Origin of the sequence: Halomonas sp. LC1, from assembly GCF_030247125.1 — a bacterium.
Lineage (GTDB): Bacteria > Pseudomonadota > Gammaproteobacteria > Pseudomonadales > Halomonadaceae > Vreelandella.
In genome coordinates this window covers 169,116-181,274 of the sequence record NZ_JASSPG010000002.1, presented here as the reverse complement: position 1 = coordinate 181,274, position 12,159 = coordinate 169,116, and the positions used below count along the sequence as shown (strand labels likewise).

Below are 12,159 nucleotides of genomic sequence, written 5' to 3'. Positions count from 1 at the left end.
GTTTACGCCTTCGCGTTTTCGGCGTGCTGCTCGGTAATGGCCATCACTTTCATGGTGTTGGTGCCGCCGTGGGCGTTCATGTGGTCGCCACGGGTCAGGATGACGTGATCACCCGGCTTGGCGACGCCCTGCTTCACCAATAGCGTAAGGGCTTGGTCGTTAAGCTCGGTGGCGGTCATTTCCGAGGTATCGAAGGGAAGTGAGACCACGCCGCGGTACATGGCCATACGGCGCTGGGCAATCGGGTTGTGAGCCAGGCCGACGATGGGCAAGCCCGAGCGGATGCGCGAGGCAATCAGCGGCGTGTAACCAGAGGCGGTCATGCAGGCAATCGCCACCACGCCTTTCATGTGGTTAGCGGCATACATGGCGGAAAGTGCAATGGTTTCATCCGGGCGGGTAAAGCCTTCGTGGATACGGTGGCCCGACTCTTGGGCGACCCGCTCACGCTCGGCACCCAGGCACACACGCGCCATCGCTTCTACGGTTTCCAGCGGGTAGTCGCCTGCGGCGGTTTCCGCAGAGAGCATGACCGCATCGCTGCCATCCAGCACCGCGTTAGCCACGTCGAAGACTTCAGCGCGGGTGGGCAGCGGCGCGGAGATCATGCTCTCCATCATTTGGGTGGCGGTAATCACCGCGCGGTTAAGCGAACGGGCGCGTTTAATCATGCGCTTCTGCACACCGACCAGTTTGGCATCGCCAATTTCCACGCCGAGGTCGCCACGGGCCACCATCACCGCTTCGGAGGCTTCGATAATGCCATCCAGCGTGGCGTCATCGGCCACGGCTTCGGCGCGCTCCACTTTGGCAACGAGGCCAATTTCCTTGCCCTCTTCACCCAGCAAGCGGCGGGCTTCCAGCATATCCTCCGCTGAACGGGGAAAGGAAATAGCCAAATAATCAACGCCAATCTCGACGGCGGTTTTCAGGTCGGTTTTATCTTTTTCTGTCAGCGCGGGAGCAGATAGCCCGCCGCCCTGCTTGTTAATGCCTTTATGATTAGAGAGCTTGCCGCCCACCACCACCTCAGTGTGAACCTGCTTGCCCTCTACGCGAGTAACATCCAGCACCACGCGACCATCATCCAGTAGCAGGCGGTCTCCCGCCGATACGTCATCGGCCAAGGTTTTGTAATCACATCCGACGCTGTGGATATCACCGGCATCGCTGTCCATGGCCATATCCAGTACGAACGGCTGGCCCTCTTCCAAATACACCGCCCCCTCTTTAAAGCGGGCAACGCGAATTTTGGGGCCTTGCAAATCACCTAGCGCGGCCACGCTGCGGCCTAGCTGAGCGGCGATTTCACGCACACGGGCAAGGCGGCGACGATGGTCGTCCGCCGTGCCGTGGGAAAAGTTCAAGCGGACCACATCCACCCCCGCCTTCAACATGGCTTCCAGCACGCCTTCACGGTCGCTGGCGGGACCGAGGGTCGCGACAATTTTGGTACGACGAAGGGGGATATGGGTGTTTGCGCTCATAAATGTCCTAACCGTTCATAGAGTAGAGTGTCAGCTTATCAGGATAACCCAACCAAGATGACACTCGCATGCACTTGCGGTGGGCTATTCCGCTAAAGTGACGGTAACATCCAGGGGATATTCGTCACAGTTATTGCCATCCCCACCGCGATCCACCACCAGGAATTCCCCTTCGCGCTCCAACACCGACTGAATCGCGTGCCAAGTACCGGCGTGGTAGTTCACCCCTTGGCGGCCGTCGGTGACAAACGCCTGCACCTCGTTTGGCGCAATGGTGTCGCCAGGCGGTGCCACTACCACAATAAAGCGCTCCTGATGCAGCGGCATAAACGCTTGAGTGCCCTGGGGGTGGCGCTCTAAAAACGTGAGGTTGAGCGGCAGCGTCACTGGCTGGCTGACAAAAATATTGATCAGCGTTCGAGCGTTGTCACCGAGGGTTTCCACCTTGGCGAGATCGTGATGGCGCTGGGTGCGCCCGGCGTTAATTGGATACGACGCGGAGGTGCGGGCATCGATGACGTCTCCAAAGGGCGCAAACGCCTCCGCCGTTAGCGGCTTTGCCGTCAGATGTAACATAGCATCATCCTAACGAGTGATCGTTGTGGTGGGCTTCCCAACTCAGATTTTGAGCGCCGCATGGCGGTTAACGTCTTTGTACAACAGGTAGCGGAACGGGCCAGGGCCGCCGGCGTAGCACGCCTGAGGGCAGAAGGCGCGTAGCCACATAAAGTCGCCCGCTTCCACTTCGACCCATTGCTGGTTCAAGTGATACACCGCTTTGCCTTCAAGTACGTAGAGGCCGTGTTCCATCACGTGGGTTTCATCAAACGGAATCACGCCGCCCGGCTGAAAGGTAACGATATTGACGTGCATATCGTGGCGCACGTCGTTGGGGTCGACAAAACGCGTCGTAGCCCAGCGGCCTTCGGTGCCCGGCATTTCGATCGGCGCGATCTCTTGCTCGTTGGTCACGAAGGCTTTGGGCACTTCCAGACCTTCTACATACTCGTAGGCTTTGCGTACCCAGTGGAAACGCACCGGCTCGTGGGTTTCATTGCGCACCTGCCAGTGGCTGCCAGGTGGAATAAACGCGTAGCCACCTGGGCCCATCGTATGGCGCTCGCCCGCTAAAGTGAGCGTTAACTCACCCTCCACAATAAACAGCACGCCTTCCGCCTGAGGGTCTAGCTCAGGCTTATCGCTACCGCCCTCAGGCTGCACTTCCATGATGTACTGGGAGAAGGTTTCCGCAAATCCCGACAGCGGCCGCGCCAGCACCCACAACCGAGTGCCCTCCCAAAACGGCAGGTTGCTGGTCACGATATCGCGCATCACGCCTTTGGGGATCAGTGCATAGGCCTCGGTAAAGACCGCACGATCAGCGGTGAGCTGGGTTTGCGGCGGGTGCCCGCCGGTGGGGGCGTAATAGTGAGCGGGTTGGCGTGTTGTTGGCATTGTCTCTCCCTGGAGTGAGTGGCGTACTCAGCGGTCATGGCAGCATGAGGATGCTGCGCCTATTTCTTGTATACAATATTACGCGGTGCGACTTCAGACAAACCTTAAAGCACCGCAGAGATAAACTGCTTAAGCTCTGGGGTTTTAGGGTTACTGAACAGCTCGGCAGGCTCACCCTCTTCGTGTATGCGCCCCTGGTGCATAAACACCACGCGGTCAGCCACATCCCGAGCAAAGCCCATTTCGTGGGTGACCAAAATCAGCGTCATGCCTTCTGCCGCCAACGCTTCCAGCACGCGCAGTACTTCGCCGACTAACTCAGGGTCTAGCGCTGAGGTGACTTCATCACACAGCAGCACCTTGGGGCGCATGGCCAGCGCCCGGGCAATCGCTACCCGCTGCTGCTGGCCGCCGGAAAGCTGGGCGGGGTAAGCATCGTACTTATCCCCCAGGCCGACTTTATCCAGCACCTCGCGGGCGACTTTCTCGACATCGGCACGGGCTTCGCCACGCACTACCACGGGTGCCAAGCAAACATTTTCACCCACGGTTTTATGGGGAAACAGGTTAAAGCTCTGAAACACCATCCCGACGTTTTCACTAAGCTCTTTGGGCGACATGGTACCGGCATCGAGCTGCTGTTCGGCAATGGTAATCTCGCCGCTATCGTGCTGTTCGAGCTGGTTCAAGCAGCGCAGCAGCGTGCTTTTGCCTGAACCGCTGCGGCCGATAATGGCGACCACTTCACCCTGGGCAACGTTGAGGTCGATCCCTTTGAGCACCTGCAGGTCGCCAAAGGCTTTATGAACGTTATTAACGCAGACCAGCGTCATAGAGCTTTTTCTCCAAATGGCGCGCGTAGCAGGAGAGCGGGTAGCACAGCGCGAAGTAAAAAAGGGCCACAAGAGTGAAGATAGTGAACGGCTCGAAGGTGGCGTTATTCAACATCGTGCCCGCTTTAGTGAGTTCCACGAAGCCAATGATGGATGCCAGCGCGGTGCCTTTAATCACCTGAACCGAGAACCCCACTGTGGGCGGAATCGAGAGCCGAAGCGCCTGAGGAAGGATCACGTGGCGCATGGTTTGGAAGTAGTTCATACCCAGCACGCAGGCACCGTGCCACTGCCCTTTGGCGACGGCTTCCAAGCAGCCACGCCAGATATCGCAGAGAAACGCGCTGGTAAACAGCGTGAGGGCAATCGAAGCCGCCCACCAGGCAGAGATGGGATGCCCCATGGCCGCCGCGCCGAAAAAGATCAAAAACAGCTGCATCAATAGCGGCGTGCCTTGAAACAGATCCACATACAGCGCGGTCAAGCGCTGCAACCAGCGGCGGCTAGAAAGGCGCATCAAGGTGAGCGCCAGCCCTACCGTGGCGCCGCCGACAAAGGCAATCAGTGACAACACCACCGTCCAGCGGGCGGCGAGCAGCAGGTTGCGTACGATATCCCACAGCGTGAACTCAATCATCGTTGCTCTCCTTGCTGATATGCGAACACACGCTTACCCACCAGCATAAAGGCGCGGCGCATACCGAACGCCAACAGCAAGTACACCAAGGTAATCAGCAGATAGACTTCAAAGCTTCTAAAGTTGCGGGACTGGATGAAGTTAGCGGCGTAGGTCAGATCGAAGACGGAAATTTGCGACACCACCGCCGAGCCCAACATGACGATGATTGACTGGCTAATCAGCGAGGGATAGACCCTAGCAAAAGCAGGCACCAGCACCACATGGCGGTAACTTTGCAGGGTACTCATGCCCAGCGCTCTGGCGGCTTCTAGCTGCCCTTTCGCCGTGGCACTAATACCCGCACGTAAAATCTCGGCGCTGTAAGCGCCCAGGTTCAACGTCATGGCAATAAAGGCAGCCGTGATGGCGTCGATTTTGATACCGAGCCCCGGCAAACCAAAAAAGATAAAAAATAGCTGCACAATAAAAGGCGTGTTACGGGTGACTTCGACATAACCGCCTAGCCCCCAGCGCATCCAAGGCTGCCCGTTCACACGTAAATACACTACCGCTACTGCCAGCCCTAGCCCGGTCAACGTGGTCACCACGGTCAGTGCGACCGTGGTGGTGAAGCCTTTGACCAGCTCGCCGACGTAGGGCAACAGGGTGAGAAAATCGAGTGTTGGCCCCATGCTACCTCTCAGCTACCGAAGTTGTCGGGGAGATCCGCACTGAACCAGCGCTGGGAGAACTCGTTGAGCGTGCCATCTTCCAATGCCTGAGCGATCAGGCGATTCACTTCTTCCAAAAGCGCTGGCTCATTCTTGTTCAGCCCCACGTAGCAGGGAGAGTCTTTCAGTTGATACATCAACGACGGTGCGCGATTGCTGTTACGTTCGGCGATTTCTGCTGCCACCACATTGCCTGTCGCCACGTAATCAACTTGGCCAGAAAGGAACGCCGAGATCGTCGTGGCGTTATCTTCAAAGCGCTGAATGGTGGTGGATTCTGGCGCAACGTTGGAAAGCTCCATGTCCTCTACCGCACCACGAGTCACGCCAATGGTTTTATCAGCGAAGCCTTCAGGGCCATCCACACTTTCGTCTGCGTCCGCACTAAACACACCGAGGAAGAACGGTGCGTAGGCATCCGAAAAATCAATCGCCGCTTCCCGCTCAGGATTTTTACCTAAACTAGAAATCACCAAGTCCGCCTGCCCTGTTTGCAAATAGGGAATGCGGTTAGCGCTGGTCACGGTAATCAGCTCCAGGGTGACGCCCATTTCTTCGGCCAAATAATTTGCCATATCAATATCGTAACCGCGCGGCTGTAGATCAGTGCCTACCGAGCCAAAGGGCGGAAAATCCTGCGGTACCGCAATACGAATCGTGCCGCGAGACTCAATAGCTTCCAGCGCATCGGCGTGAGCCACTGTGCTAGCGCTCAGCCCACCCACAGCCAGAGTGGCCGCCATACCGGTGGCCACTACGCCGGTTTGAAGACGTTTTAAGTAGTGCTGAACCGAATCTTTAAAGCCCTGAGGGGTAGTTCCCATGACGCTCTCCTTAAAGTGAGTCGCAAGCCAATGCCGAGAAGAAAAATTTGTGCGTAGTGTGATGAAAGCTTTGTTGCACAAGGCAAAACAAAGAAACTTTCGTTTCACACTACGACCCGCATCTGCAATAACGAGACCAGCTAAAAGGAAAGCGCCTTAAGAACAGCGTGTTAGGTAACTATCAGGCAGGAAAATGCACCCAGCAGGCCGGGTACACAGAGCATACGGCGGTTATCTTTGGTGCAGAGAGCGGGTAGGCCGCACCATTATTGATGGGCATCCCAATCGACGCTCATGACGGGGGATGCCAGCTCGTTTAACTCAGCGTACTGGTCACCAATCGCGCTGATCCGTTCGCGACCATCCGCTAGGCGTTGGTGCAAAACGCCATTCGCCAACAGGCAAATCACGCTGTTGGCGGTGGCGTAGCTATCAAACGCTGAAAGGCTCTCTAGCGGCACTTCTAACCACCACGTCACTTGCGAAGCAAACGGCGAGGCGGTGGGGTCAGCAATCAAGAGTACGTTCGCGGGTGAACGCTCCAGTGCAGCAACTAAAGCTGCAAACGCCGATGGGCGGCGGCGAAAACCAAACAGTACCACGGTATCGTGTTCGGTTAAGTCCACCAGCTCTTCGGCCAACGACTGGTTGGGCTGTGGAGCCAAACGCACTTGGCCGCGGGCCTGAACGAGCTGCTGACGTAGATGCAGCGCCAACGGGTAGCTGTTGCGAAAGCCCACCACGAGCACCTGCTGTGCCCCTGCTAACGCATCCACCATGGCAGCAAAGTCGTGGTGGTCAAGATTGCCGAGACAACGCTGCAGATTTTCCTGCTCCCGCTGAAGGTGGCGCTGGAACGGTGCTCCACTTTCGCTCTCCTCCTCCATGGCATGGGCATCAATCACCAATGGCACACCCAAATTACGCAGCTGCCGGGCGTGGGTTTTTACCGTGCGGTAGCTTTCAAAGCCTAGGCGCTTGAACAAGCGGCTCACGGTGGATTTTGACACCCCGGTCAAACGCGCCAGATCAGCGGCGCTATACACGGCCAAATCATCAAAATGATCCAGAATAAAGCTCGCCACACGCTGCTCTTGGGCGCTAAGTGCATCAAACTGGGCGGCAATCCGTTGTCCGATATGGGGCGTCATAGTGTCCTGTTTCGTTATTTGGGCGCGGGATGATGCTCCGCCCAGTGGCGGGCGATATCGACCCGGCGAGCCACCCACACTCGGTCGTGGGCTTCAATATGGTCTAAGAAGCGCTGCAGCGCGCGGAAGCGCCCGGGGCGGCCCAGCAAACGGCAGTGCATACCAATCGAGAGCATCTTCGGCGCTTCTTCCCCTTCGGCATACAGTACATCAAAGGCGTCGCGCAGGTAGGTAAAGAAGTGATCCCCCGTATTGAAACCTTGCGGGGCAGCAAAGCGCATGTCGTTGGTATCTAAGGTGTAAGGCACGATCAGGTGGTTATGCTCAGCCCCCTGACTATCGCTCACCTTGGTCCAGAACGGTAGGTCGTCGCCGTAGTAGTCGCTGTCGTAAAGAAAACCACCTTCGTCCAAAATTAAACGGCGCGTATTGGGGCTATCGCGCCCGGTGTACCAGCCTTCAGGCTTTTCACCGTACAAGCGCTGGAAGATCTCCATGGCTTTTTGCAGATGTTCGCGCTCGACATGCTCAGGAGTTTCTTGGTAGTGAATCCAACGGTAGCCGTGGCACGCCACTTCATGGCCAAGCTCTTTAAACGCCTGGGCCACGTCCGGGTGGCGCTCTAGCGCCATCGCCACCCCAAATACGGTCAGTGGCAACCCACGGCGCTCGAACTCGCGCAGAATACGCCACACGCCAGCGCGGGAGCCGTACTCGTAGATGGACTCCATGCTCAGGTGGCGGTCTGGGTAGCTGGCCGCACCGATAATCTCGGACAAAAACTGCTCCGAGCCTGAATCCCCATGCAGCACGCAGTTCTCGCCGCCCTCCTCATAATTAAGCACAAATTGAACGGCGATCTTGGCCTTGCCTGGCCAGTTAGCGTGGGGCGGCGTGCGGCCATAGCCGATTAAATCGCGAGGGTAATGAGAGGTCATGGACAGGCTCCTTAACAAAGGCAGAGCGTTTTAGTTTGTATACAAAATAGCCATTTTGAACGGCCATCGCAATTCAACGCAGGGCTAATTAATTGAGATGACGACGCTTTTCGGCTCAACAGCACGCTAACCCTTTGAAACCTGAACACTTGGTCAACTCTACGAGCGCTAAACCGTTGCATGAAAGGGCTTGCGCATCGCAGAAAAGCGCCCTATTTTCGTATACAAGATAGAAAATATTGTTCACATGCGAGTATCACCCCGTGCATATACGCTTGATTAACCCCAATACCACGGCTGCCATGACGGCGACAATTCGACAAGCAGCCGAACAGTTAGCGGCCCCATCGACCACGGTGAGCGCCACTCAACCCGACGCTGGCCCGGTCTCTATCGAAAGCCACTTCGATGAAGCAGTGAGCGCAGTGGGCGTGGCCGAAGAAGTGCTGAAAGGCGAGCGCGAGGGCAATATTGATGCCTACGTAGTGGCCTGCTTTGGTGACCCAGGCTTGCTGGCTGCACGCGAGTTGACCCGCGCCCCAGTGATTGGCATTGCCGAAGCCGCTTTTCACATGGCCACCTTGATTAGCACGCGCTTCTCGATTGTGACCACCCTAGGCCGTACCGGCATTATTGCCGAGCACCTTCTTGAGCAGTACGGCTTTAGCCACCACTGCCGCCGCATTCGCGCCGCTGAAATTCCGGTGCTGGATTTGGAAGACCACCCTGACGCTGCCTTTAGCCGCATTGTGCAAGAGTGCTGCCGTGCCCGCGATGAGGATGGCATCGGCGCGATTGTGCTGGGCTGTGGCGGGATGGCGAACCTCACCCACGCCATTAGCCGCGAAGTTGGCCTGCCCGTGGTGGAAGGGGTAAGCGCGGCGCTGAAGCTTGCCGAGTCGCTGGTGGGGCTGGGCTTACATACCAGCAAATACGGCGATTTAGACTACCCTCGCCCGAAACCCTTTACCGGCAAGTTCGCGGATTTTTCCAACCTAACCCTGCCACCCACACGCTAAAAAATCACGCACCATAAAACTATAACAACCGTACGAATACCGCCATTAGCACGCCACGCCGCAAGCGTCTCCTGGGCCACAGTGCCCAGGTTGCCAATAACATCGATAATCTTGCGAGGACGGTAACATGAGCACTTCAACCTCTGCTCTTACCTCAGATGAACTACCGGGAGCGGCTAGCCCCGCCACCGCCAAAGCCGTTGGGGCGGAAAGCTTAGCTCCACAAAGCACCCGCATTATGGGGCGCACCTCCTACTTTTTAGCCTGGTTCGGAGGGTGTGTCTCTATCGGCACCTTCGCCATGGGCTCAAGCGTGGTGGGCACGCTCAACCTGCTTCAAGCCACCCTGGCCATCGCCATTGGCTGCTTTGTGATTGGCGTGGCGCTCGCCATTAATGGGGCTGCTGGCTACAAATACGGCATTCCGTTTATGGTGCAGGCACGCAGCGCGTTTGGCTTTACCGGCACGCGTATTCCAGGCCTTGTGCGCGCCGTGCCTGCCATCGTCTGGTACGGTTTTCAAAGCTGGATTGGCGCAGGTGCCCTTAACATGGTGTCGGCGACGCTGTTCGGCTTCGATAACCTGATCTTCTACTTCATTGCTTTCCAGTGTTTGCAGATTGGCCTTTCGGTACTCGGCTTTCAGGGTATTAAGTGGCTGGAAAATATCGGCAGCGCCTTTATTCTCTGCTCGCTGATGTACATGTTCTACGCCACGGTGCAGCGTTACGGCGATGAGCTTTCCACCAGCCTGCTGACCATGGAAGGCTCTTGGGGGATGCCCTTCTGGAGCGCCACTATGCTGTTTTTGGGCATCTACAGCACCATGATGCTGAATGTGAGCGATTACTCCCGCGAGCATAAAAAAGGCACCGGCCAAGGGCTATTAACCACTATTTACGCCATGTCGATTCTGCCCTGCACGCTGTTTATGGGCCTGATTGGCTACATGGTGTCGCAAGCCACCGGCACCGCCGACCCTATCCAAGTGTTCGCCAACGCGGTGGATAACACGCCGCTACTGATGATCACACTGCTGTTTATCGCCTTCGCCCAGGTGACCACCAACGTACTGAATAACGTGGTGCCGCCCACCTACGTGCTGATGGACGTGTTCAAGCTCAAGTTCCCCGTCGCCACCGTCATTGTGGGCCTGCTGGCTTTCGCTACCTTCCCCTGGAAACTGGTGCAGCCTGAATCGGCCGCAGGGTTGCAGCTCTTTGTACAAACTTACTCCGCGTTCCTTGGCCCCATCTTCGCCATTCTGGTGGTGGACTACTACGTGATTCGCCGCCGCACGCTGGATATCGGCAAGCTCTACGATGAAAACGGCCCCTATCAAGGCATTAACCAAGCGGCGCTGATAGCGACAGCGGTAGGTATTGTCGCAGCGCTCTCGTTCTCGGCGGTCTCTTGGTACGCCAGCCTTATTCCTGCCGGACTGACCTACTACCTGCTGATGAAACACTGGCCCGCCTGCCAGCGATTCACTCAGTAACTCGCCTTGCCAACGCCTGCCACCCTCGCGTGGCAGGCGACCATTTCCGGATAACGAGCCTTGCAATGAATGAACACCCCAGCCAAAGCGACCTAAACATCCAGCAGATTGATCCAACGCTCTATAACGAAGACCTCGCCCCGCTAAAGCCAGAGCACCGCACTTGGGGCGCTTTTGAGATTTTTAACGTTTGGTCTAACGATATTCAAAGCCTGTTTGGCTACACCCTGGCAGCGTCTCTGTTTCTCTCTTATGGCCTTAACGGCTGGGCCGTGATGGCCGCGATTATTCTGGCCGGGATTATCGTCATGTTTTTGGTCAACCTGACCGGCAAACCCAGCGTGAAGTACGGCATTCCTTTCCCGGTCATGGTACGCGCCAGCATGGGCGTTCGTGGTGCCAACCTGCCTGCCATGCTGCGCGCCATCGTGGGTATTTTCTGGTACGGCGTGCAGACCTACTTCGCCTCCACCGCCGTGGCCCTGCTGATCACCGCGCTGTTTGGCGTGGGCAACGGGGGTACCTTTCTTGGCCTTTCCGGGGTGGCGTGGCTGTCGTTCGTGATTGTGTGGCTATTTCAGATCGCGATTTTTTGGCAGGGCATCGAGCGCATCAAACACTTCCTGAACTGGGCAGGCCCACTGGTCTATGGGGTAATGGTGGTGTTGATGATCGTGGTATGGGTACAAGCCGGTAGCGAGCTGCTCCCCGCCATTGGCACCATCTTCAGCGGCAACGGTGAGCAGGGTGGCCTGGGTGCGTTTCTCGCCATTGTGGGTACGATGGTGGCCTACTTCGCCGCAGTGGTGATCAACTTCGGCGACTTTACCCGTTTTGTGAAAACCGAGCGCCAGATGAAGCTGGGCAACCTGCTGGGCCTGCCCTTGAACGTGGCGTTCTTCTCGTTTATTGCTCTGATTATTACCGCAGGCACGCTGGTACTGTTTGGCGAAGCGCTCACCAACCCGGCGGATATCGTGGAGCGCGTCGATTCACTGCCGCTGACCATTGTGGCTGCTCTCACCTTCTTTGCCGCTACGGTGGGTATTAACCTCGTTGCTAACTTCATTCCCCCCGCCTACGACTTAGCCAACCTGTTCCCGAGCAAAATCAGCTTCAAAATGGGCGGCTTGATTACCGCCGTGATTGCCTTTTTCGTGGGTGCGCTGTGGATCTCGGTGATCAGCCAAATTGGCGTGCCGGGCTTTGTGAATGCGCTGGGCGCTATCGTCGCGCCGTTCTACGGCATCATCGTGGTGGACTACTACCTGATCAAACGCCAGCACCTCAATATGCAGGAGCTATTCTCCTCAGCCCCCGGCAGCGCTTACTACTACGTCAACGGCTGGAACACCCGCGCTCTTATTGCCTTTGGCGTGGCGGCGATGTTCTCGCTCTCTACCGTACTAGTACCGGCCTTAGCCAGCTTAGGCGGCTACGGCTGGCTGATCGGCGCAGGTTTGGGTGGGGTGTTCTACTACGGGCTGATGAAGCGGTTTAAGGCAGCGCCCGTGATGGCTGAGCAGAAAGCGCACTAAGCCATGTAGTGATGAAGCACCACACACGTTAGATAACCACTAAAAACGCCACCGGATAAGCTCCGG

12 protein-coding genes are annotated in these 12,159 nt (G+C 57.0%); 3 read left to right on the top strand and 9 right to left on the bottom strand.

Annotated features, from left to right (window positions below):
- Positions 1-2: 2 nt before the first annotated feature.
- The 9 genes from pyk to puuE form a co-directional block, all read right to left on the bottom strand.
- Positions 3-1,487 carry a pyruvate kinase gene (pyk, locus tag QIT27_RS03760; protein WP_159343089.1) on the bottom strand — a complete coding sequence of 495 codons (1,485 nt, stop codon included), beginning with the start codon at positions 1,485-1,487 and terminating at the stop codon, positions 3-5.
- Positions 1,488-1,571: 84 nt separating this feature from the next.
- Entirely contained in the window at positions 1,572-2,063 is a 492-nt protein-coding gene (locus QIT27_RS03755) for an ureidoglycolate lyase (protein ID WP_285262926.1), read from the bottom strand.
- 42 nt (positions 2,064-2,105) lie between these two features.
- The gene (locus QIT27_RS03750) at positions 2,106-2,942 is read right to left on the bottom strand and encodes a bifunctional allantoicase/(S)-ureidoglycine aminohydrolase (RefSeq protein WP_285262925.1); all 837 of its coding nucleotides are present in this window, start codon (positions 2,940-2,942) and stop codon (positions 2,106-2,108) included.
- 104 nt (positions 2,943-3,046) lie between these two features.
- Complete coding sequence (locus QIT27_RS03745) at positions 3,047-3,775, bottom strand: amino acid ABC transporter ATP-binding protein (RefSeq protein ID WP_253017617.1); 729 nt, start codon at positions 3,773-3,775, stop codon at positions 3,047-3,049.
- Positions 3,756-4,412 carry an amino acid ABC transporter permease gene (locus QIT27_RS03740; RefSeq protein WP_285262924.1) on the bottom strand — a complete coding sequence of 219 codons (657 nt, stop codon included), beginning with the start codon at positions 4,410-4,412 and terminating at the stop codon, positions 3,756-3,758. Before QIT27_RS03740 ends, QIT27_RS03745 begins: the two co-directional genes overlap by 20 nt.
- Positions 4,409-5,086, bottom strand: a complete 678-nt coding sequence (locus QIT27_RS03735) for an amino acid ABC transporter permease (protein ID WP_285262923.1) — start codon at positions 5,084-5,086, stop codon at positions 4,409-4,411. The genes QIT27_RS03740 and QIT27_RS03735 overlap by 4 nt, the downstream gene beginning before the upstream one ends.
- An 8-nt stretch (positions 5,087-5,094) precedes the next feature.
- On the bottom strand, positions 5,095-5,949 hold the full coding sequence (locus tag QIT27_RS03730; RefSeq protein ID WP_285262922.1) for a transporter substrate-binding domain-containing protein: 855 nt from the start codon (positions 5,947-5,949) through the stop codon (positions 5,095-5,097).
- Positions 5,950-6,215: 266 nt separating this feature from the next.
- The gene (locus QIT27_RS03725) at positions 6,216-7,100 is read right to left on the bottom strand and encodes a MurR/RpiR family transcriptional regulator (protein WP_285262921.1); all 885 of its coding nucleotides are present in this window, start codon (positions 7,098-7,100) and stop codon (positions 6,216-6,218) included.
- Between the two features lie 14 nt (positions 7,101-7,114).
- The gene (gene puuE, locus QIT27_RS03720) at positions 7,115-8,038 is read right to left on the bottom strand and encodes an allantoinase PuuE (protein WP_285262920.1); all 924 of its coding nucleotides are present in this window, start codon (positions 8,036-8,038) and stop codon (positions 7,115-7,117) included.
- Between the two features lie 263 nt (positions 8,039-8,301).
- Between puuE and QIT27_RS03715 the strand changes: the two genes are divergently transcribed.
- The 3 genes from QIT27_RS03715 to QIT27_RS03705 all read left to right on the top strand — a co-directional run bounded on the left by QIT27_RS03715 (position 8,302) and on the right by QIT27_RS03705 (position 12,093).
- On the top strand, positions 8,302-9,057 hold the full coding sequence (locus QIT27_RS03715; protein ID WP_285262919.1) for an aspartate/glutamate racemase family protein: 756 nt from the start codon (positions 8,302-8,304) through the stop codon (positions 9,055-9,057).
- A 127-nt stretch (positions 9,058-9,184) separates the two neighbouring features.
- The gene (locus QIT27_RS03710; protein ID WP_253017606.1) at positions 9,185-10,555 is read left to right on the top strand and encodes an NCS1 family transporter; all 1,371 of its coding nucleotides are present in this window, start codon (positions 9,185-9,187) and stop codon (positions 10,553-10,555) included.
- A gap of 65 nt (positions 10,556-10,620) precedes the next feature.
- The gene (locus QIT27_RS03705; RefSeq protein WP_285262918.1) at positions 10,621-12,093 is read left to right on the top strand and encodes an NCS1 family nucleobase:cation symporter-1; all 1,473 of its coding nucleotides are present in this window, start codon (positions 10,621-10,623) and stop codon (positions 12,091-12,093) included.
- Positions 12,094-12,159: the final 66 nt, after the last annotated feature.